This is a genomic window from Pseudomonas sp. PH1b (assembly GCF_000633395.1).
Lineage (GTDB): Bacteria > Pseudomonadota > Gammaproteobacteria > Pseudomonadales > Pseudomonadaceae > Aquipseudomonas.
Genome location: NZ_AYMU01000002.1, coordinates 381,641 through 401,873, shown reverse-complemented (window position 1 = coordinate 401,873; position 20,233 = coordinate 381,641). Strand labels below are relative to the sequence as shown.

Here is a 20,233-nt window from a genome sequence, read left to right as displayed (position 1 = left end):
TCTAAAACTCCGGAGTTATGCACAGGTCAGTTTCCAGGTAGCCGCCCTTTTGGCGGCTACGGATTGACCCCTCCCCAACGGAAAAACCGGTAAGGACTTATGTGCGGACTAGCTGGCGAATTACGCTTTGATCATCAACCTGCCGACCTGGCAGCGGTTGAACGAATCACCCACCACCTGGCCCCTCGCGGCCCCGACGCCTGGGGCTTTCACAGCCAGGGCCCGATTGCCCTCGGCCATCGACGGCTAAAAATCATGGACCTGTCGGACGGCTCGGCGCAGCCCATGGTCGACAGCCAGCTGGGCCTGTCCCTGGCCTTCAATGGCGCGATCTACAACTTCCCCGAACTGCGCGCCGAACTGGAAGCCAAGGGTTATGCCTTCTATTCCGGCGGCGACACCGAAGTGCTGCTCAAGGGCTACCACGCCTGGGGCGCCGACCTGCTGCCCAAGCTCAACGGCATGTTCGCCTTCGCCATCTGGGAACGGGACGCCCAGCGCCTGTTCATCGCCCGCGACCGCCTCGGGGTCAAGCCCCTGTACCTGTCGCGCACCGGCCAGCGCCTGCGCTTCGCCTCGGCCCTGCCGGCCCTGCTCAAGGGCGGCGACATCAACCCGCTGCTCGATCCGGTAGCGCTCAACCACTACCTGAACTTTCATGCCGTGGTGCCGGCACCGCGGACCCTGCTGGCAGGCATCGAAAAACTGCCGCCGGCCACCTGGATGCGCATCGAGGCCGATGGCCGCACCGAACAGCAGACCTGGTGGACCCTGCCCTACGGCCCTCGCGCCGATGAAGCCGAGCTGACCCTGGAAGACTGGCGCGACCGGGTGCTCGATAGCACTCGCGAGGCAGTAGCCATTCGCCAACGAGCGGCGGTGGATGTCGGCGTGCTGCTGTCCGGCGGTGTCGACTCCAGCCTGCTGGTGGGCCTGCTGCGGGAGGTCGGGGTGGACAACCTGTCGACCTTCTCCATCGGCTTCCAGGATGCCGGTGGCGAACGCGGTGACGAATTCCAGTACTCGGACCTGATCGCCAAGCACTACCACACCCAGCACCATCAGTTGCGCATCGATGAGCGCGAGATCATCGAACAGCTGCCGGCGGCCTTTCGCGCCATGAGCGAGCCGATGGTCAGCCACGACTGCATCGCCTTCTACCTGCTGTCCCGGGAAGTGGCCAAGCACTGCAAGGTGGTGCAAAGCGGCCAGGGCGCCGACGAACTCTTTGCCGGCTACCACTGGTACCCGCAGGTGGACGGCGCCAGCGACCCTTACGCCGCCTACCGCGCGGCCTTCTTCGACCGCAGCTACGACGATTACGCGGCCACCGTGCAACCGCAATGGCTGACCGCCAACGATGCCGCCGGGGACTTTGTCCGCGAGCATTTCGCCCAGCCCGGCGCCGACGCGCCTGTGGATAAGGCCCTGCGCCTGGACAGCACGGTGATGCTGGTGGATGACCCGGTCAAGCGTGTGGATAACATGACCATGGCCTGGGGCCTGGAGGCGCGCACGCCGTTCCTCGACTACCGCCTGGTGGAACTCTCGGCCCGGGTGCCGGCGCGCTTCAAGTTGCCCGACGGCGGCAAGCAGGTGCTCAAGGAAGCCGCGCGGCTGGTGATCCCCAGCGAAGTGATCGACCGCAAGAAAGGCTACTTCCCGGTGCCGGGCCTCAAGCACTTGCAGGGCGCTACCCTGGACTGGGTCCGCGAACTGCTGCTGGACCCGAGCCAGGATCGCGGCCTGTTCAACCCGGCCATGCTCGACCGCCTGTTGACCGATCCCCAGGGCCAGCTCACGCCTCTGCGCGGTTCCAAGCTGTGGCAACTGGCAGCCTTGAACCTGTGGCTCAGCGAACAAGGAATCTGACCGATGAAAGCTCATGCCACGGCTTACAGCCAACGCCTGCTGCGCGGCCAGGCACCCTCCTATGAACGCCTGCAGGCGCGCTTCGCCGAAGACGGCAGCGAGCCCGGCGGCGAACCGATCGCCGTGCATTGCGGTTGGGGCCGGCTGCTGATCGGCCATACCTTTCCCAGCCCCACTCGCCTTGCCGAGGAGTTGCTCAACGAATGCCCCGGCGAGCGTGATATCGCCCTGTACGTGGCGGCGCCACAACAGGTACTGGGCCTGGAGCCGGCGCAGTTGTTCCTCGACCCTTCCGACACCCTGCGCCTGTGGTTCAGCGACTATCGCCAAGCCACCCGGGTATTTCGCGGCTTTCGCATCCGCCGGGCCCAGAGCGAGGCCGACTGGCAGGCCATCAATGCCCTGTACCAGGCCCGCGCAATGCTGCCGATCGACCCGCAGCGCCTGACTCCTCGCCACCAGGGTGGGCCGGTGTACTGGCTGGCCGAAGACGAGGACAGCGGCGCGGTGATCGGCAGCGTCATGGGCCTCAACCACCACAAGGCCTATCAGGACCCGGAACATGGCAGCAGCCTGTGGTGCCTGGCCGTGGACCCGGATTGCAGCCGTCCAGGAGTGGGCGAGGTGCTGGTGCGCCACTTGATCGAGCACTTCATGAGCCGTGGCCTGAGCTATCTCGACCTGTCGGTGCTGCATGACAACCGCCAGGCCAAGAACCTCTACGCCAAGCTTGGTTTTCGCACCCTGTCGACCTTCGCCATCAAGCGCAAGAACGGGATCAACCAGCCGCTGTTCCTTGGCCCCGGGCCCCAGGCCGAATTCAACCCCTACGCCCGGATCATTGTCGAGGAAGCCCATCGCCGGGGCATCGACGTGCAGGTGGACGACGCCGACGCCGGCCTGTTCACCCTCAGCCATGGTGGCCGCCGGGTGCGTTGCCGGGAATCCCTGAGCGACCTGACCAGCGCCATCAGCATGAGCCTGTGCCAGGACAAGAGCCTGACCCACAAGGTGCTCAAGAATGCCGGGCTGAACCTGCCGGCCCAGCAACGGGCGGGCAATGCCGACGACAACCTGGAATTTCTCGACGAACACCAGCAGGTGGTGGTCAAGCCCCTGGACGGTGAACAGGGCCAGGGGGTGGCCGTGGACCTGCGCAGCATCGAAGAAGTGCAGCAGGCGATCGACAATGCCCGTCGCTTCGACAGCCGGGTGCTGCTGGAGAGCTTCCATGAGGGCCTGGACCTGCGCATCCTGGTGATCGGCTTCGAGGTGGTGGCGGCAGCCATCCGCCGTCCCGCCGAAATCATCGGCGACGGCCAGCACTCCATCGGCGCCTTGATCGAGGCCCGCAGTCGCCGGCGCCAGGCGGCCACCGGCGGCGAAAGCAAGATCCCCCTGGACCAGGAGACCCAGCGCACCCTGCACGCTGCCGGCTACGACTACAACACCGTGCTGCCGCCCGGCCAGCGGCTGTTCGTGCGGCGTACCGCCAACCTGCACACCGGCGGCACCCTGGAGGACGTCACCGGCATTCTCCATCCGACCCTGGCCGACGCCGCCATCCGCGCAGCCCGGGCCCTGGACATTCCCATGGTCGGCCTGGACCTGATGGTGCCCGCTGCGGATCAGCCCGAGTACGTGTTCATCGAAGCCAACGAGCGCGCCGGGCTGGCCAACCACGAACCACAACCCACTGCCGAACGCTTTGTCGACCTGCTGTTTCCCCACAGCCAACCGGCGCCGTGAGCCTTCGCCGGCAAGCCGGCTCCTACCGTCTTGTAGGAGCTGGCTTGCCAGCGAAAGCCCTCTTCAGGCCCCTCACTCTTTCATCGAAACCATCGATGGCCGTTTCTCATCAGGAGTTTCCATGACCCGCAAGATTCCCGAACCGGACCTCGCCTACCTGCAGAAGGTCCTCCTGGAAATGCTCGCCATTCCCAGCCCCACCGGCTTCACCGACACCATAGTGCGCTACGTTGCCGAGCGTCTTGAGGAGCTGGGCATTCCCTTTGAACTGACCCGTCGCGGCACCATCCGCGCCACCCTCAAGGGCCAGAAGAACAGCCCGGACCGGGCCGTCTCGGCGCACCTGGACACCATCGGTGCCAGCGTGCGCGCGGTGAAGGACAACGGCCGCCTGACCCTGGCCCCGGTGGGTTGCTGGTCCAGCCGCTTTGCCGAAGGCAGCCGGGTCAGCCTGTTCACCGACAACGGCGTGTTGCGCGGCAGCGTGCTGCCCCTGATGGCCTCCGGGCACGCCTTCAACACCGCGGTGGACGAACTGCCCATCAGCTGGGACCACATCGAACTGCGCCTGGACGCCTACTGCACCACCCGTGCCGACTGCGAATCCCTGGGAGTTGGGGTGGGCGACTTCGTCGCCTTCGACCCACTCCCCGAATTCACCGAGAGCGGCCACATCAGCGCCCGGCACCTGGATGACAAGGCCGGGGTCGCGGCCCTGCTGGCGGCCCTCAAGGCGATTGTCGACAGTGACGCCCCCCTGATGATCGACTGCCACCCTCTGTTCACCATCACCGAAGAGACCGGCAGCGGCGCGGCGGCGGCCCTGCCCTGGGACGTCAGCGAATTCGTCGGCATCGACATCGCGCCGGTCGCCCCGGGCCAGCACTCCAGCGAACACGCGGTCAGCGTGGCCATGCAGGACTCCGCCGGCCCCTACGACTACCACCTGTCCCGGCATCTGCTGCGCCTGGCCGGCGAGCACGAGCTGCCGGTACGCCGCGACCTGTTCCGCTATTACTTCAGCGACGCCCACTCCGCGGTAACCGCCGGCCATGACATCCGCACCGCGCTGCTGGCCTTCGGCTGCGATGCCACCCACGGCTACGAGCGCACCCATATCGATAGCCTCGCGGCCCTCAGTCGCCTGTTGGGGGCCTACATACTCAGCCCACCGGTATTCGCCAGCGACGCGCAACCGGCCCAGGGCTCCCTGGACAGTTTCAGCCATCAACTCGAACATGACGCGCAGATGGAAAGCGACACCCGGGTACCCTCGGTGGACAGCCTGGTGGGCCAGAAATCCTGAACATCGACCCGGGGCTTTGTGCACGCCGCGGCTGGCGGCACAGCCCCGGGCACAGTAGCATCCGGGATTGTTTGCCGGAGGCCCCCATGCTGATTCCCCACGACCAACTTGAAGTCGACACCCTGACTCGCCTGATCGAAGACTTCGTCACCCGCGAAGGCACCGACAACGGCGACGAAACACCGCTGGAAACCCGAGTCTTGCGGGTGCGTCAAGCCCTGAGCAAGGGCCAGGCGGTGATCGTCTTCGATCCCGACAGCGAACAGTGCCAACTGATGCTCAAGCACGACGTGCCCAAGGAACTGTTCGACTGATCCCGCCACCCGGCCCGGGTCACCAGGCCGGGGTACTCAGCTGTTGGCGAAGCGCGGGCCAAACAGAATCACACTGGCGCCGATCACGCACAGCCCCAGTCCCAGCCAGTCCGAACCCAGCGGACGGACCCGCTCGACCACGGCCAGCCAGCCAATCGAGGCAATGATGTAGATGCCGCCATAGGCCGCGTAGGCGCGCCCGGCGTAAGTCGCCTCGACCTTGGTCAACAGCAGTGCGAACAGGGTCAGGCTGATCAACGCGGGAAGGATCCACAGGGCGCTCTTGCCCTGGCGCAACCACATCCAGAAGGCGTAGCAGCCAAATATCTCGAACAGCGCGGCGAGGAAAAACCACAGGTAGTTGAGCATGCAAGGTCTCGTCAGGATTGCCAGTTGCCGGCAATCCTGACGAGGCAGCCACCCCGGGGCAAGCTCAATTGGCGCTTTGCTTGGCCTTGGCGCGCATCTTATCGGCCATCAGGGTCATTTCGTTGTACAGCGCCTGGGGGTTCTGCTGCTTGAGGGCCCAGGCCATGCGCCCCTGCTCATGGGGCAGGATCATGAACTGGCCGGCATTGACCTGGGTATGGATATAGTCGGCAATGTCGGCGGCACTGATCGGCGAGCTTTCCAGCAACTTGCCCACCTGGGCCTTCATGGCCGGGGTCGGCCCACGGAAAGAGTCCAGCAGGTTGGTCTGGAAGAACGACGGGCAAACCACATGCACGCCGATTTCCTGCTGCGCCAGCTCGATCAGCAAGCTCTCGGACAACGCCACCACCCCGGCCTTGGCCACGTTGTAGTTGCTCATGGCCGGGCCCTGCATCAACGCCGCCATGGAGGCGATGTTGATGATCTTGCCCTTGCTCTGTTCCAGCAGCGGCAGGAAGGCCTTGCAGCCCTTGACCACTCCCATCAGGTTGATCGCGATCTGCCAGTCCCAATCTTCCAGGGACAGCTCGCTGAAGAACCCGCCCGAGGCCACCCCGGCGTTGTTGACGATGATGTCGATGCCACCGAACTGGGTCTCACAGGCCTGGGCAAAAGCCGTCAGCTGGCTGTAGTCGCGCACATCGCAACGCTGCACGAAACCCTCGCCACCTGCTGCGCGTACCTGTTTCAGGGTTTCCTGCAGCCCCGCCTCACTGACATCGGACAAGGCCAGCCGCCAGCCTTCACGGGCCCAGCGCAGAGCGATTTCGCGACCCAGGCCGGAGCCGGCACCAGTGATCATCATGCGATTTTGCATAGGAGAGTTGCCTTGTTGTTCCGGGGAAGATGAGCCGCAGTGTAGCGAAGGCCCCCGCAGCACCCACGCACCATCAGGGTGCTGAATGCCCGAGGCAAACCCCTGGCCCGGTCGCCCTCCAAAGGGGATTGGAGCAGCCACTTCCCTGCGGCAAACGAAATAAGCCCGGAAGCGGAAAACTTTAAAAAAACTTGGAATTTTCCCTCGCGCCGTCGAGTCGGAATCATTAAGCGGTTCGTTCTTCCCATAAAACGAACCAGTCCTTGAACAACGGCGTTGTTCAACCTATTCCAACAAGGAAACAGCCATGGGCACTATTCTGATCATCATCCTGATTCTGCTGCTGATTGGCGGCCTGCCAGTCTTTCCTCACTCCAGAAGCTGGGGCTACGGCCCCTCAGGGATTATTGGCGTGGTCTTGGTCGTGCTGCTGGTATTGCTGTTGCTCGGCAGGATCTAGACCGCCCCGCGCTGTGTTCCAACAGAAACAAAAACACCCCTCATGGAGGGGTGTTCTGTTGTAGTGCGAATCATCGCTCCCGCCAGCCCGTTGAACAGGGCTGGAGGGAAGGCCGGAATCAATCCGGCTTGCCGTTGACCACGCCGGCGGTGTTATCGATCAGGCTCTTGGTGGCGGTCTGCAGGAAGGCTTCCAGCTTCTGCTTGAGCTCGGCCTCATCGGCAGCCTCGGGAATCAGCTCACCACCCGGTGTCGCGCCCAGTTCGTACTTGTACAACCTGGCCGGCATCTCCTTGGGCAATACCAACACCCGGTCGGCCGTCAACAGCGCCACGGTCTGATCGCTGCCCGAAGGCTTGATTACGCCGAAACCCTTATCGCCTTCCGGCAGGTTGAGCAGGTCGCGGCCCCAGCACTGGTGCAGCACATCGCCGCCGAGACGGCCCATGATGGTCGGCACGATGTCGATCTGAGTGCCCACGGTGTGATCACGCTGGCCGAATTTTTCCTGGATGCCCGGCCCGATCAGCAGCAGCGGCACGTTGAAACGCCCCAGGTCCATTTCGGTGATTTGCTGTTCATTGCCGAAACCATGGTCACCAACCACGACAAACAGCGTCTCTTTGAAATACGGCTCCTTGCGTGCCTTCTCGAAGAACTGGCCCAGTGCCCAGTCGGAGTAGCGCATGGCCGTCAAGTGTTCATTGAGGCTGCCGCGATCGGTCACCTTGTCCACCGGCAATGGCGTCGGCAGGGCATACGGCGTGTGGTTGGACAGGGTCTGCAGCAGAGCATAGAACGGCTCCTTGCCTTCGCGCGCCTTCAACTCTTCCAGCCCGCGGTTGAACATGTCCTGGTCGGACACGCCCCAGGTCGGGTCGGAGAACACCGGATTGACGAAGTCATTGCGGCCGATGAAGTTGGTCATGCCCTGGTTGCTGAAGAACCCAGACTGGTTGTCCCAGGCGAAATCGCCGTTGTAGACATACACGTCGTCATATTTGCGAGCACTGAGCAACTGCGGCAGGCCGGACAGCTTGTGGCTGCCTTCCGGGGTCTGCATCAGGTATTCGAAGCCCGGCAGGTTGGGGAAGCAGGCCATGGTGGCAAACATGCCCTGGTGGGTATGGGTGCCGTTGGAGAAGAAACGGTCGAACAACAGGCCTTCCTTCGACAGCTTGTCGAAGTACGGCGTGACATTGCCCGGACGCTCCAGGGCGCCGACCGAATGCCCGGCGAAGCTCTCCATCAGGATCACCACGACGTTCTTGATCGGCAGGGTCTTGTCCGCATCCGGCGTGTAGTTGCGACGCACTGCTGCAATGTCCGCATCCACCAGTTTGTCGCTCGGCACCAGCAGCATGTCGCGTACGGTCTGCTGCGCCAGGGGCTGGGGCAAGGTCGCCTTCCAGATATTGGTGCGATCTTCGGACAGGCGATCCTTGGCGGCCGCGATCAATTGCAGGGTGCCATTGAGGCCCAACTGGTTGGCGAAGTTCGATTCGGTGGTGTAGACGTCACCCCAACGCATCGGCGGGCCCTGACGCAGGGTGCCGCGAGCGGCCACTACGCAGATCAGCAGGCAGACCACGAATACCGCGATGCGCGCATACCAGGGAGCAATCTGCCGGGTCCCGACGTTGCCACCGCTGAACGGGCCACGGGGCCGGGTCGCACGATCGGCGCCCTTGAACGCCAGGCTGAGAATCCAGGTGCCCACGGCCCAGGCCAGCAGGTAGCGGACCACCGGGAAACCGTACCAGAGCATGCTCATCACGGTTTTCGGGTCTTCCTTTACATACTGGAAGACCAGGCCGTTGAGGCGCTGGTGGAACTCGCGGTAGAAGTCCATTTCCATCAGGCCAAGGAACAGCGCAATGCTGGACGTCACCGTCAGCCAGAAGCGCAGCAGCCCGCGAGCCGCCATGGCCCGGGCGCTGAACAGCGCCAGCAACAGGGGTACGCTGAGATAGACCACCAGCCGCAGGTCAAACCGCAGCCCGTTGGCAAATGCCTCGAGGAAGGTCGAGGCCGGGGTGTCGAGGATCATCTCGCGGTTGTAGATCAGCAGCGCGACGCGCAACAGGGAGAGCATCACCATCATGACCAGCGCGCATAGCAGCGTGTAGGCCAGATGGGATTTAACGGTCGGTTGCAGCAGGCGATTCGAGGATCGCTGCTGACTCAGGGCATCCGAGTTTGCCATGTCGTTTTAGGACCCATTGGAAGTTTAAGTTGCAAAGATACAGCTGCGTTCTGCCCTCTTGTTGCCACCAGGGCGGCTGGGGAATACGCGGTGCGCAAATGTTGCACGATCACTGGAGGCATTGCCATTGATTAGTAGGTTGTGTTGTCAAACCCACCACCGACGGCTCTGGACCAAGAGATTGCAGGGATTTACACCGAGGAGAAAAGCGCCGGCGAATTGTCTTAGAGACTTTGTGAAAATTTCGTTCAACGCATGTTTAGTCACACAAAAAAGGACCTTGAGGTCCTCGTTCATCGTGCGTGGGTCAATCACTGCCCGGCGGGATATTCACCCGACACCGGAGTGAACCCTGAGCCGCCTGGCGCCTGCCCGGCTCCAAACCCGGGCAGTACCGGGCAGTACCGGGCAATGCGCCCCGATCACTACTGGCCAGAACTACTCAGGCGAGCTTCGCCCCCAGAGCGTTCAGAGCCGCACATTGCCGCGAGGGCCGGCGATGGCCCAGATGATCAGCCCCAGTACAGGCAGGAAGATGATCAGCAGCACCCAGAGGATCTTCATCCCGGTTTCGGCGCCGCTTTTCAGCACATTGATGATGGCCCAGATATCCAGGGCAAGAATGATCAGGCCAACCAGGCCATTGAAAGTGGAACCCATGATGTCGCTCCCAAATGATGGCGTGCCTCTTTAGGATAGTCGCGCTGCACCAGGGTTCCGCTTTATTGCAACGCAAGCCTCAGACATGCACCGCGATCTTCAGCGCCTCCAGGGCCGGTGCTGCGGCAATGCCGACTTCGGCACACAGCTCCAGCACCCGTGGTACATCGTTGCCATAGACCAGCACCATCTGCAGTTCGTCATCGAGCAACTGGCTGAAATTCATCAGCACATAACCGCCGTTTTCCGGGTTCATGCTGCCCATCTGGATCTGGATGCGATTGAGCGCGGTCAGAGCCTCGATCTTGGCCAACTGCTTGGGCTTGAAGTTGAAGGCTACGTCCTTGCCAAAGGAGGCAACGATCTGCGCAAACAGGTCGACGTAGGTGTCGGCCTGAAACAGCACGGTCTCCGGCAGGCTGCCAACCACCACCCACTCACCCAGGGTAATGGGGAAGCTGTCGTCGTAGTTGATGTCCGGATTGGCCGCGAGGAATGCCTGGGGATCGGCATAAGCCTGGGATGCCTCATCGGCGATCTGCTGGATCTCGGTTTCGCCCATGCACCCGGAGCTGATTTTGCTGATGAGTTCGATAAGGGCGTTTTTCATGGGCGCATCCTGAAGGCGAGGAAATTTCGAGGGCGCGAAGGATAGCCTAAAGTCCATGCCCGAACCTATTGCCGTGACGAGGGGCCTGGCCCTCGCCCGCTCGGATCTTGGCGCTTCAGGCCAGGAGTTTTTCCAGCTGCGCGGTGGTGTCCATCGCGCCCATGGTCTTGGCTGCGTCCAAGGCGCTGACACCATTGGCGTCGAGGGCCTTCGGATCGGCCCCCTGGCTGATCAGGTACGTGACGATTTCAGTACGGTTGAACATCGCCGCCATCATCAGCGCCGTGCGCCCGTCAAAGGATGAACCCTCCACCTGCGCGCCGCCCTCCACCAGCGCCTTGACCACCGCCAGATCGCCCTTGAAGGCAGCACCGGCAATCGGGCTCTGGCCATTGTCGTTGCGGATCTCGGGGTCGGCCTTGTGCTTGAGCAGCACCTGCACGGCGTCCACATGCCCGTGATAGGCGGCCAGCATCAGCAGGGTATCGCCCTTGTGGTTGCGCAGGTTGATCGGCAGGCCACTGCCCGCCAGCTTGTCGAGCATCTGAGCGTCGCCCTGGCGGGCCACGTTGAACACCTGTTCGACAAACTGGGCGGCCTCGTCTTCGGTCATCTGGCGGCTTTTGTCGGTCATCGGAAACTCCAGGTTCGGCAAATCGGAAAGCCGCTAGTGTCCCCAAGCCGACGGCGGGCTGTCATCCCTTTTTTCCCAAGAGCCACCATAGGCAGAATCAATAACGCAGTTGCCCGGCCTGGATCTGCGCGAGAATCTGCGGGGTCAGTTGCACATAGGTATCAGCCCCGGGAAGCCAGGCGTAGACCGGGTCGTCACCCATCAGCCCAAGGTCGAATGCCTGCTCCTTGAGGCGGCTCTTCTGATATTTGAACGTCCCGGTGGTGTCCATCTTCACCTTGATCCGCAGGAACAGCGGCACCGCATAGGCCGGCAATTGCTGACGGGCAAACTGCAACAGCTCGCTGAAATCCAGGGTCGCCAGGGATTCGGCCGGGGTAATGGCCACCATCCCCGCCCGGCCATTGGTGTTGTGGATTTCCACCCCATAGGCCACCACCTCGGCAATCTGTGGATGGCCCAGGAGAATGTTCTCCACCTCGGTGGTGGAAACGTTCTCGCCCTTCCAGCGATAGGTATCGCCCAGACGATCCACGAACTGCGCGTGGCCAAAACCGATGTCGCGCAGCAAATCCCCGGTATTGAAGTAGCAGTCGCCCTTCTCGAACACGTCCTTGAGGATCACCTTGAGGTTCTTTTCCGGGTCGGTGTAGCCATCCAGCGGCGCCTTCTCATCGATCTTCGCCAGCAACAGGCCTTGTCCGCCCTTGGCCACTTTCTGCATGAAGCCCTGGCTGTTGCGCAGCGGTGCACCGCTGTCGTGGGCGTACTCCACCAACGCCCAGGGAATCAGCGAGAAGCCCACGGTGTTGTCGAAGTTGAGGATATTGCTGAAGCCGATATTGCCGTCGCTGGCCGCATACAGTTCACAGACATGAGCGACACCGAAACGCTGCTTGAACTCGCTCCAGACACCCGGCCGCAAGCCGTTGCCAATCATCTTGCTGACACCATGCTCGGTGTCCAGGGAACTGGCAGGCTGATCGATCAGGTAGCGGCACAGCTCGCCGACATACCCCATGGTGGTCGCCTTGAACTTCCGTGCGTCATCCCAGAACTGACTGGCGCTGAACTTGCGGCGAATGGCGAACCCCGAGGCGCCGGTAATGGCCGAGCCCCAGCACACGCACAGGCCGGTCGCGTGATACAGCGGCAAGGTGCAATACACCACGTCCTCGGGCTGCATATCCAGGGCGATGGTGCCGAAGCCTGCGCTGGTTCGCATCCAGCGCCCGTGCTTGAAGATTCCGGCCTTGGGCAAGCCCGTGGTGCCGGAGGTATAGATGTAGAAGCAGGGATCATCCAGGAAGATTCGCTGGGTCTGCGCCAGGTTGTGCCCCGGGTAACCGGCGCTCTCGGCCATCAGGTTGAGCCACCCATCCGGGGTCGCTCCGGGGTCGATATAAGTGTCCTGGTCGGCGACGAACCAGGTACGCCCGGGGTCGATGCCCGCCTGATCGCGCACCGCCGAATAGGCTGCCAGCAATTCTCCACCAACCATGATCGCCACCGGCTTGACCAACTCCAGGCTATGCACCAGCACGCCCTGGGTCTGCGCGGTGTTGAGCATCGCGCAGATCCCGCCAAGCTTGGCCACCGCCAATACCGTGACCAGCAGCTCCGGACGATTCTCGATGAAGATCGCCACCACGTCGCCCTTGCCGATGCCCTGTTGCTGCAGGTAGGCGGCGATGCGGTTGGCCCACTGGTTGACCTGGGCATAGCTCAGTGTCCGATCGCCATAGAGCAGGGCTGGTCCGTCGGGATTGCGCAGGGTCGCCTGCTCGAAGCTCCAGCCAAGCCCGCAAGGCTGGTCCGGCTTGTCGATGTTCCCGGCTTTCATGCCCCGCACCACCCGCGGCAATGCCTTGGCGATGGAGGGCACCTTACGCAGCATCATGCCCCAGGTGATCATGTCGCTCTTGTGCTTGTTCATGGTTGCTCCGGTGTAAAGACGAGGGTCTTTGCCCGGGCCAGGCTGGCCGGGCATTGGCAACAGATGGCACAAGGCTCAACCGGGAGTGGCGACCCTGGGTTCGGCACCGGCAGGACAAGGATGGCGACGACGCCCCAGGACGGAGCAACGGCAGGAAAGACGCAACACTGCTGAGAGCAGCGGCTGTAGTGCGCAGGGATCGTTCATGGAGGGCGTCCTATGTTCTTATTATCCGTCGGGCAGGATCGCAAGATCACGCCACAACACATTCCATGTCGCCGAGACACCGCTTCAAGCGCTCCGAACAAGGCTGCCCGGGCCGGGTTGGTACGGTGTGACTGGCTGGAAAATACGTCAGCCGTTACTGGGCTGTACACGGAGTTTTTGCAAACTTTTGTATCTCCTGCCCGCTGCCTTGAAGAGCGCCTTCACTGCGCTAACAGTGATTGAATTTTCCCCCTGCACCCGCGGTCAGAACAGCATCCCCCCCGCCAAACTCGCCCCCAGCAACCTGCAAAATGCAGGATGCACGATGGCCATTCATGCATTTTGCACGAAGCAGTGATTTTGATTATTTTATAACTTATTGATTTATAACGATTTTATAAAAAAACAATACTGGCACAATCGCTGCAACTGTCTCTCCACGCTTGCCCTTCAAGAGCTAACGGAGCTGATAGACATGAGCCTGATCCAAGAAAAATTTTCATCCCTGTTCTCCAACTTCGAAGTGATCACCCAAGCCCGTCCCGATGGCGGCATCCTGCTCACGCTGCGCAACAGCGAGGGCAAACAGTTCAAGCGTTCGATTTCCTACGCCCAACTGCATGCTGCAGACCAGTTGTCCTGGGTCATCAGCGCAATTCGTCGTGACCTGGCGGAACAGGCCAGCGAATTGCCCCAGATCTCCATGCTGCAAAGCCAGAACCGCTTTGCCCTGCCGACCTATCACAGCGCATAAGGCGCTCCGAGGTCAGCTGTCCGGGCCGGACCAACCTTGCGTTGGTCCGGCCCGACTGCGTTAGGGACCGCTGAATTCCCGCCAAGCCCCCGCACTCATCGCCCCTAGCGCCAGCCCTCAGGCGGTCGGCGCTTGCTCAGTCATCCAGTCGTGGAAACTGGCTGGCAATATCGTCGCCGGTGGGGCTGGCGACCCAGCCCTGGGGATTATTGAACAGGCGGATGGCGACCAGATACGGGTTCTCTCCGCTGTCGAACCAGTGAGCGGTGCCTGCAGGCAGGGAAATCAGGTCATTTCTCTCACACAGCACTGCGTACACGTAATCATCGATATGCAGGGAGAACAGGCCACGACCGGCGACGAAGAGCCGTACCTCGTCCTGCGCGTGGCGGTGTTCATCGAGAAACCGGGCGCGCAGCTCATCCTTGTCCGGATGGTTGCCATCAAGGCTGACCACGTCGACCGAGACATAGCCGCGCTCGGTCATCAGCCGGTCGATCTGCTCCTGATAGGCGCCGATCACCTCTTGCTCACTGGCGCCGGGCTCGACCCGGGTTGTGGCTTGCCAGCGATCAAAGTGGATGCCCTGTTCAGCCAGGGTCGCGGCAATATCCTCGAAATGGGTCAAGACCTTGTTTGGCAGGTCGGGGCTGGATACGTGGTAGACAGACAGGCTGCTCATGACGGCAACTCCTCGGTTCAGCGTCGCCCCGGGGTTTTTGGCCCCCTCAGGCAATACCGGGCATCAGGCAATGGCTGCTTCAAGCGAAGCAAGCCGTGAAAATGGTTGGGGGGACGCCAGGCCGTACCAGGCGCAGCGACGCTGAGCGGCGCGGCAAGCGGTTGATGCCCTGACTCATGGCCTCGTCTCCCCCATGCGCGTGGCAATGATAACGGCTGCTGCCAGCGCTGCGACGCTGGCAATACTAAAGGTCAATGTGGCGCCCAGGGCATTCCAGCTGTAACCGGCGTACAACGCCCCCAAGGCGCCGCCGGTACCGGCCAGGGCCGCATACAGCGCCTGGCCCTGGCCCTGCTGGCGAGCGCCAAAGCTGCGCTGTACGAAATGAATGGCGGCAGCGTGAAAACTGCCAAAGGTTGCCGCGTGCAGCACCTGGGCCAGCAGCAACACCCAGAGCAACTCCGCCAGGCTGCCCAGCAGCAACCAGCGCAACGCCGCCAGCAGGAAACTCGCCAGCAACACCCGGCGCACGGAAAACCGCGCGAGGATCCGGCTCATGGCCAGGAACATCAGCACCTCGGCCACCACCCCCAGGGCCCAGAGCATGCCGATCAGGCCGCGGGTATAACCCAGGCGTTCCAGGTGCAGGGTCAGGAAGGTGTAATACGGACCGTGGCTCATCTGCATCAGCGCCACGCACAGGTAGAACGCCAGTACGCCGGGCGCACGCAACTGTTCGAGGAATCCCTCTGCGGACAGTCGCACGCCCTGGGTCGAAGGCTGGGCATTGGGCACCCACAGGCTGCTGACCACGATGCCGCCCATGATCACCACCAGCGCCACCGGATAGATATCCAGGCTCAGCCATTCGAACAGGCGCCCCAGGGCCACCACCGTCAGAATGAAGCCGATGGATCCCCAGAGACGGATCTGACTGTAGCGCGAGGTTTGCCCCTGCAAGTGTGCCAGGGTGATGACCTCGAACTGCGGCAGCACCGCGTGCCAGAAAAACGCATGCAGGGCCATGACCATGGCCAGCCAGGCGTAGCTCTTGCTGACAAAGATCAGGGAGAAGCAGAGCAGCGTGCAGACCGCGCCAAAGCGCACGATGGCCAGACGCCGGCCGCTGTAGTCACCGAGCCAGCCCCAGAGGTTGGGCGCCACGCACCGCATGAGCATGGGAATCGCCACCAGCTCGCCAATCCGCGCGCTGGAAAACCCCAGGTGATCGAAATACAGCGCCAGAAACGGCGCGGTCGACCCCAGCAGCGCGAAATAGAACAGATAGAAACTCGAGAGCCGCCAATAAGGAAGCGCCGCCACGGCCATCAGACCGTGGCGACTGGCAGGACCGCCATTACAACTGGCCCAGCACCGGCGTGCTGACGCGCACGTCGGCGTTCTGGCCGCGATGACGCAGCAGGTGATCCATCAGCACAATGGCCATCATGGCTTCGGCGATCGGGGTGGCACGAATGCCCACGCACGGGTCGTGGCGGCCCTTGGTGATCACGTCCACCGGGTTGCCGTCGATGTCGATGGAGCGACCCGGGGTGGTGATGCTGGAGGTCGGTTTGAGTGCCAGGTGGGCGACAATCGGCTGCCCCGAGGAAATGCCACCCAGGATGCCGCCGGCATTGTTGCTGAGGAAACCTTGCGGGGTCAGCTCGTCACGGTGCTCGGTGCCGCGCTGAGCGACACTGGCGAAACCGGCGCCGATCTCCACGCCCTTGACCGCGTTGATACTCATCAATGCATGGGCCAGCTCGGCATCCAGGCGGTCGAAGATCGGCTCGCCCAGGCCTGGCATCACGCCTTCGGCAACCACGGTGATCTTCGCGCCCACCGAATCCTGATCCCGGCGCAACTGGTCCATGTAGGCTTCCAGCTCCGGCACCTTGTCCGGATCAGGGCTGAAGAAGGCGTTGTCTTCCACCGAGTCCCAGGTCTTGAAGGGAATCTCGATCGGCCCCAGCTGGCTCATGTAGCCACGAACCACGATGCCTTGGCTGGCCAGGTATTTCTTGGCGATGGCCCCGGCCGCCACGCGCATGGCAGTCTCCCGCGCCGAGCTGCGACCGCCACCGCGGTAATCACGAATGCCGTACTTGTGGTGGTAGGTGTAATCGGCGTGGGCCGGGCGAAACAGGTCCTTGATCGCCGAGTAGTCCTTGGACTTCTGGTCGGTATTGCGAATCAGCAGGCCGATGGAGCAGCCCGTGGTCTTGCCTTCGAACACCCCGGAAAGGATCTCGACTTCATCGGGCTCCTGGCGCTGGGTGGTGTGACGGCTGGTGCCGGGCTTGCGCCGGTCCAGGTCACGCTGCAGGTCTTCCAGGGACAGCTCGAGGCCCGGCGGGCAGCCGTCGACAATGGCGACCAACGCCGGCCCATGGCTTTCGCCCGCGGTGGTGACAGTGAACAGCTTGCCGTAGGTATTGCCGGACATGCAGGGTGCTCCGTGAAATCAGCCGAAATAACTCTATCTGGATTAACGCGTGCGCCAGTATACGCAGGCTACCCAACTAGTTCATCCTCGAACCTTCTGCCCCTGCCTGAGTCCAACCGGCACCTTTTATTCATGATGGCGTGATGATGCTGCGAGTTCTTCTCTTGAGCCTTTCCCTGTTCACCGGCCTGGTCCATGCGACCGTCCTGCAACGTCCCGTGAGCCTGGATACCGGCCACGGTGAACTGTACGGCTCGATGCTGCTGCCCAAATCCGAGCAGCCCGTGCCGGTGGTACTGATCATTTCCGGTTCCGGCCCCACCGATCGCGACGGCAACAATCCCGACGGCGGGCGCAATGACAGCCTCAAGCGCCTGGCCTGGGTGCTGGCCAGGCACAATATCGCCAGCGTGCGCTATGACAAGCGCGGCGTGGCGGCCAGCCTCGCGGCAACCCCGGATGAACGCAACCTGACCCTGGACGCCTATGTCGCCGACGCGGTGGCCTGGGGCAAAAAGCTCAAGGACGACCCGCGCCTGGGCCGGTTGATCGTACTGGGTCACAGTGAGGGCGCGCTGATCGCCAGCCTCGCCGCACCGCAACTGGATGCCGCCGGGGTGATCTCCATCTCCGGCACCGCCCGCCCGGTGGACCAGGTGCTGCGCCAGCAACTGAGTTACCGCCTGCCTCCAGCGCTGATGGTGCGCAGCAACGAGCTGCTGGACAGCCTGAAGGCCGGCCAGGTCGATACCGACGTGCCGCCGGCGCTGCAGGTGATCTTCCGCCCCAGCGTGCAGCCCTACCTGATCACCCTGTTCCGTGAAGACCCGGCGGCAGCCTTTGCCCGCTTGAAAATGCCCGCGCTGATCATCCAGGGCAGCAATGACATCCAGGTCAGCGTGGACGACGCCAAAGTGCTCAAGGCCGCCAAGCCGGACGCCCGGCTGACCCTGATCGACGGCATGAACCATGTGATGCGCATCGTGCCCAACGACCTCAAGCGCCAACTGGCGTCCTACAAGGACCCGCAATTGCCCCTGGCGGCGGAACTGGGCAGCGCAATCATCAGTTTTATTGACGGACTTCACACCCGTTAGGCTGTTTTCACCCTCCAGTCCTGAAAAAAACGGCCGATAAGCCTTTGCCGGCCGTTCGATTGCTGTCGGCGCGCAGCGATTGGACAGGATCTCGCCGTTATGACTGATACCCCGAATTCACCCGCTACAGAGCAGGACGCCGCCACCCCGGAAGCGGCCGTACTGCCTTGGGCGGACGTCCAGGCCGAACACCACAAGATGCTCCGCCTGGCGCCCCTGCAGACTGATCGCGCCACCGGCGGACGCCCCCTGCGCTTTGTCGAATTCGGCTATGCCGAACGCAGCAGCAAGGAGCACAGCCTGCTGCGCCTGACCATCAGCCTGCCCGGCCAGCGGGTACGCAAAGAGCAGAACCACCTGGATGTGTGGGTCGAGCACGACACTCGCCGGGTGCATTTCACTCCCGAAAGCGGCCTGCAGGTCGAACCCCTGAACCGTGGCATCGGCCGTTTCCTGCTGGCCCAGGGCGCACAGTGGGCGCAAAGAAAATGGCCCCACTACCGGGTGGACGGCTTCGAGCTCGCCAACAAGGATGCCCTCAACGAAGACACCCGCCTGCGCCGTGATCACGTGCTGCGCACCCAGGGTTTTGACGTTGTCTACGCCGACGCACAGCACCTCAAAGGCAGTGTCAAGGAGGTCCAGGTAGGCGACCTGCTGAGCCAGTGGAACACCGAGAAGCTGCAGTTCGTGGAGATACTGGAAGCAGCGCAGATGCTCCAGCAGGCCGAACAGAACCTCGAAGAACTGGAAGTCAAACTGCGCAAGCAGGAAGAAAAAGTAACCAAGTACAAGCGTGAAGACACCGGCTTGCGCTTCACCATCACCTGCCTGGTGGCCTTTGCCGTGTTCCAGGCCGGGCTGCTGATCTGGATTGCCACTCACCGCTAAGGCATGCGCCCTGGCGGTTCAAGGCCCGCATTGCGCGGGCCCGTAGCTCTTCAGACGCGCGAGGCGAACAACGCCTGATGCTCGCGGCACTGCTCTGCGGTCAGCATGAACACTCCGTGGCCGCCACGCTCGAAATCCAGCCAGGCAAAGTCGACTTCCGGGTACAGGGCCTCGACATGCACCTGGCTGTTGCCCACTTCGACAATCATCAAGCCCTTCTCGGTCAGGTGATCGGCAGCTTCGGCCAGCATCCGCCGCACCAGGTTCAGGCCATCGTCGCCACAGGCCAGGCCCAGCTCCGGCTCGTGCTGGTATTCGTCCGGCATGTCGGCAAAATCTTCGGCATCGACATAGGGCGGATTGGACACGATCAAGTCGAAGCGTTGCCCTGGCAAACCTTCGAAGCCGTCACCCTGCACGGTGAACACTCGCTCATCGACCCCGTGGCGCTCGATGTTCTGGTTGGCCACTTCCAGGGCCTCGAAGGACAGGTCCGCCAGCACCACTTCGGCATCGCGGAACTCATAGGCACAGGCAATGCCGATGCAGCCGGAGCCGGTGCACAGATCAAGAATCCGCGCCGGTTCGTTGGCCAACCACGGTTCGAAGCGTTTCTCGATCAGCTCGCCAATCGGCGAACGGGGAATCAGCACACGCTCATCGACAATGAACGACATACCGCAGAACCACGCCTCGCCCAACAGGTAGGCGGTGGGCACACGCTCCTTGATGCGACGCTTGAGCAGATGCTGCAGATGGACCAGCTCGTCGTCTTCCAACGCGCAATCCAGATAGCTGTCGGCAATTTCCCAAGGCAGGTGCAGGGCACCGAGCACCAGTTGGCGGGCCTCGTCCCAGGCATTGTCGGTACCATGGCCGAAGAACAGATCCTCCCCATGAAAGCGGCTGACGGCCCAGCGGATATGGTCACGCAAGGTGCGAAGGCGGGAAGTGATCACGGGACAGACTCCTGACAAAACGACCGGCAATTCTAACAGCCAAAACGCCTGCCGACGACGAATGAAACCCCCGCACCACGCAATCGTCCTGCTGACTGGCTTTTAGCTTTCAACTCCCCTACCTTGCCCCACTTGACAAGCCTGTAGGCCAATAACGGCGCACCTTACGTTAGTAGCGATTCACAGAACCGCTCGGCC

At 62.5% G+C, this 20,233-nt stretch carries 19 protein-coding genes; 8 read left to right on the top strand and 11 right to left on the bottom strand.

The genetic code is table 11. The features are described 5' to 3' along the window. Nucleotides 1–99: 99 nt before the first annotated feature. From U873_RS0104555 to U873_RS0104540, 4 genes are all read left to right on the top strand, one after another. Nucleotides 100–1,872 carry an N-acetylglutaminylglutamine amidotransferase gene (locus tag U873_RS0104555; protein WP_025127104.1) on the top strand — a complete coding sequence of 591 codons (1,773 nt, stop codon included), beginning with the start codon at nucleotides 100–102 and terminating at the stop codon, nucleotides 1,870–1,872. 3 nt (nucleotides 1,873–1,875) lie between these two features. Next, on the top strand, nucleotides 1,876–3,621 hold the full coding sequence (gene ngg / locus U873_RS0104550; RefSeq protein ID WP_025127103.1) for an N-acetylglutaminylglutamine synthetase: 1,746 nt from the start codon (nucleotides 1,876–1,878) through the stop codon (nucleotides 3,619–3,621). Nucleotides 3,622–3,742: 121 nt separating this feature from the next. Next, a complete protein-coding gene (locus U873_RS0104545) occupies nucleotides 3,743–4,927 on the top strand; it encodes an osmoprotectant NAGGN system M42 family peptidase (RefSeq protein ID WP_025127102.1) in 1,185 nt (394 codons plus the stop codon). A gap of 86 nt (nucleotides 4,928–5,013) precedes the next feature. Beyond that, nucleotides 5,014–5,241 (top strand): YheU family protein, encoded by a 228-nt coding sequence (locus U873_RS0104540; RefSeq protein WP_025127101.1) that lies wholly within the window; start codon nucleotides 5,014–5,016, stop codon nucleotides 5,239–5,241. 36 nt (nucleotides 5,242–5,277) lie between these two features. Here U873_RS0104540 and U873_RS0104535 read toward each other — a convergent pair whose 3' ends face one another. Together U873_RS0104535 and U873_RS0104530 are read right to left on the bottom strand one after the other, a co-directional pair. After that, complete coding sequence (locus tag U873_RS0104535) at nucleotides 5,278–5,610, bottom strand: YnfA family protein (protein ID WP_025127100.1); 333 nt, start codon at nucleotides 5,608–5,610, stop codon at nucleotides 5,278–5,280. A gap of 64 nt (nucleotides 5,611–5,674) precedes the next feature. Further along, nucleotides 5,675–6,490, bottom strand: coding sequence for an SDR family oxidoreductase (locus tag U873_RS0104530; protein ID WP_025127099.1), 816 nt, complete (start codon nucleotides 6,488–6,490; stop codon nucleotides 5,675–5,677). Between the two features lie 307 nt (nucleotides 6,491–6,797). Between U873_RS0104530 and U873_RS34995 the strand changes: the two genes are divergently transcribed. Next, on the top strand, nucleotides 6,798–6,950 hold the full coding sequence (locus U873_RS34995; protein WP_003226960.1) for a DUF3309 family protein: 153 nt from the start codon (nucleotides 6,798–6,800) through the stop codon (nucleotides 6,948–6,950). A 118-nt stretch (nucleotides 6,951–7,068) separates the two neighbouring features. On the opposite strand, the gene U873_RS0104520 is transcribed toward U873_RS34995, so the two are convergent. From U873_RS0104520 to U873_RS0104500, 5 genes are all read right to left on the bottom strand, one after another. Then, nucleotides 7,069–9,156 (bottom strand): LTA synthase family protein, encoded by a 2,088-nt coding sequence (locus U873_RS0104520; protein WP_025127098.1) that lies wholly within the window; start codon nucleotides 9,154–9,156, stop codon nucleotides 7,069–7,071. 468 nt (nucleotides 9,157–9,624) lie between these two features. Next, on the bottom strand, nucleotides 9,625–9,816 hold the full coding sequence (locus U873_RS0104515; RefSeq protein ID WP_025127097.1) for a PLDc N-terminal domain-containing protein: 192 nt from the start codon (nucleotides 9,814–9,816) through the stop codon (nucleotides 9,625–9,627). 79 nt (nucleotides 9,817–9,895) lie between these two features. After that, complete coding sequence (locus U873_RS0104510; RefSeq protein WP_025127096.1) at nucleotides 9,896–10,426, bottom strand: hypothetical protein; 531 nt, start codon at nucleotides 10,424–10,426, stop codon at nucleotides 9,896–9,898. A gap of 115 nt (nucleotides 10,427–10,541) precedes the next feature. Next, complete coding sequence (locus U873_RS0104505; RefSeq protein WP_025127095.1) at nucleotides 10,542–11,060, bottom strand: ankyrin repeat domain-containing protein; 519 nt, start codon at nucleotides 11,058–11,060, stop codon at nucleotides 10,542–10,544. A 97-nt stretch (nucleotides 11,061–11,157) separates the two neighbouring features. Next, on the bottom strand, nucleotides 11,158–12,996 hold the full coding sequence (locus tag U873_RS0104500) for a long-chain-acyl-CoA synthetase (RefSeq protein WP_025127094.1): 1,839 nt from the start codon (nucleotides 12,994–12,996) through the stop codon (nucleotides 11,158–11,160). 682 nt (nucleotides 12,997–13,678) lie between these two features. On the opposite strand from U873_RS0104500, the gene U873_RS0104495 reads away from it, so the two are divergent. Continuing rightward, entirely contained in the window at nucleotides 13,679–13,957 is a 279-nt protein-coding gene (locus U873_RS0104495) for a DUF3509 domain-containing protein (RefSeq protein ID WP_025127093.1), read from the top strand. A 136-nt stretch (nucleotides 13,958–14,093) separates the two neighbouring features. Here U873_RS0104495 and U873_RS0104490 read toward each other — a convergent pair whose 3' ends face one another. The 3 genes from U873_RS0104490 to aroC form a co-directional block, all read right to left on the bottom strand. After that, entirely contained in the window at nucleotides 14,094–14,639 is a 546-nt protein-coding gene (locus U873_RS0104490) for an acireductone dioxygenase (protein ID WP_025127092.1), read from the bottom strand. Between the two features lie 174 nt (nucleotides 14,640–14,813). Beyond that, entirely contained in the window at nucleotides 14,814–15,968 is a 1,155-nt protein-coding gene (locus U873_RS0104485; protein ID WP_177330229.1) for an MFS transporter, read from the bottom strand. 28 nt (nucleotides 15,969–15,996) lie between these two features. Beyond that, entirely contained in the window at nucleotides 15,997–17,088 is a 1,092-nt protein-coding gene (gene aroC, locus U873_RS0104480; RefSeq protein ID WP_025127090.1) for a chorismate synthase, read from the bottom strand. 143 nt (nucleotides 17,089–17,231) lie between these two features. On the opposite strand from aroC, the gene U873_RS0104475 reads away from it, so the two are divergent. Beyond that, nucleotides 17,232–18,185, top strand: a complete 954-nt coding sequence (locus U873_RS0104475; protein WP_025127089.1) for an alpha/beta fold hydrolase — start codon at nucleotides 17,232–17,234, stop codon at nucleotides 18,183–18,185. Nucleotides 18,186–18,284: 99 nt separating this feature from the next. Continuing rightward, nucleotides 18,285–19,076 carry a hypothetical protein gene (locus tag U873_RS0104470; RefSeq protein WP_025127088.1) on the top strand — a complete coding sequence of 264 codons (792 nt, stop codon included), beginning with the start codon at nucleotides 18,285–18,287 and terminating at the stop codon, nucleotides 19,074–19,076. Between the two features lie 50 nt (nucleotides 19,077–19,126). Here U873_RS0104470 and prmB read toward each other — a convergent pair whose 3' ends face one another. Next, on the bottom strand, nucleotides 19,127–20,035 hold the full coding sequence (prmB, locus tag U873_RS0104465) for a 50S ribosomal protein L3 N(5)-glutamine methyltransferase (protein ID WP_025127087.1): 909 nt from the start codon (nucleotides 20,033–20,035) through the stop codon (nucleotides 19,127–19,129). Nucleotides 20,036–20,233: the final 198 nt, after the last annotated feature.

What these genes read in the sequence shown, in the direction of transcription:
- ngg (WP_025127103.1), top strand. Translation starts at nt 1,876, where the DNA reads ATGAAAGCTCATGCCACGGCTTACAGCCAACGCCTGCTGCGCGGCCAG.
- U873_RS34995 (WP_003226960.1), top strand. Translation starts at nt 6,798, where the DNA reads ATGGGCACTATTCTGATCATCATCCTGATTCTGCTGCTGATTGGCGGC.
- U873_RS0104500 (WP_025127094.1), bottom strand. Translation starts at nt 12,996, where the DNA reads ATGAACAAGCACAAGAGCGACATGATCACCTGGGGCATGATGCTGCGT.
- aroC (WP_025127090.1), bottom strand. Translation starts at nt 17,088, where the DNA reads ATGTCCGGCAATACCTACGGCAAGCTGTTCACTGTCACCACCGCGGGC.
- U873_RS0104535 (WP_025127100.1), bottom strand. Translation starts at nt 5,610, where the DNA reads ATGCTCAACTACCTGTGGTTTTTCCTCGCCGCGCTGTTCGAGATATTT.
- U873_RS0104485 (WP_177330229.1), bottom strand. Translation starts at nt 15,968, where the DNA reads ATGGCCGTGGCGGCGCTTCCTTATTGGCGGCTCTCGAGTTTCTATCTG.
- U873_RS0104520 (WP_025127098.1), bottom strand. Translation starts at nt 9,156, where the DNA reads ATGGCAAACTCGGATGCCCTGAGTCAGCAGCGATCCTCGAATCGCCTG.
- U873_RS0104490 (WP_025127092.1), bottom strand. Translation starts at nt 14,639, where the DNA reads ATGAGCAGCCTGTCTGTCTACCACGTATCCAGCCCCGACCTGCCAAAC.
- U873_RS0104475 (WP_025127089.1), top strand. Translation starts at nt 17,232, where the DNA reads ATGATGCTGCGAGTTCTTCTCTTGAGCCTTTCCCTGTTCACCGGCCTG.
- U873_RS0104495 (WP_025127093.1), top strand. Translation starts at nt 13,679, where the DNA reads ATGAGCCTGATCCAAGAAAAATTTTCATCCCTGTTCTCCAACTTCGAA.
- U873_RS0104510 (WP_025127096.1), bottom strand. Translation starts at nt 10,426, where the DNA reads ATGAAAAACGCCCTTATCGAACTCATCAGCAAAATCAGCTCCGGGTGC.
- U873_RS0104505 (WP_025127095.1), bottom strand. Translation starts at nt 11,060, where the DNA reads ATGACCGACAAAAGCCGCCAGATGACCGAAGACGAGGCCGCCCAGTTT.
- U873_RS0104555 (WP_025127104.1), top strand. Translation starts at nt 100, where the DNA reads ATGTGCGGACTAGCTGGCGAATTACGCTTTGATCATCAACCTGCCGAC.
- U873_RS0104515 (WP_025127097.1), bottom strand. Translation starts at nt 9,816, where the DNA reads ATGGGTTCCACTTTCAATGGCCTGGTTGGCCTGATCATTCTTGCCCTG.
- U873_RS0104540 (WP_025127101.1), top strand. Translation starts at nt 5,014, where the DNA reads ATGCTGATTCCCCACGACCAACTTGAAGTCGACACCCTGACTCGCCTG.
- U873_RS0104470 (WP_025127088.1), top strand. Translation starts at nt 18,285, where the DNA reads ATGACTGATACCCCGAATTCACCCGCTACAGAGCAGGACGCCGCCACC.
- U873_RS0104530 (WP_025127099.1), bottom strand. Translation starts at nt 6,490, where the DNA reads ATGCAAAATCGCATGATGATCACTGGTGCCGGCTCCGGCCTGGGTCGC.
- U873_RS0104545 (WP_025127102.1), top strand. Translation starts at nt 3,743, where the DNA reads ATGACCCGCAAGATTCCCGAACCGGACCTCGCCTACCTGCAGAAGGTC.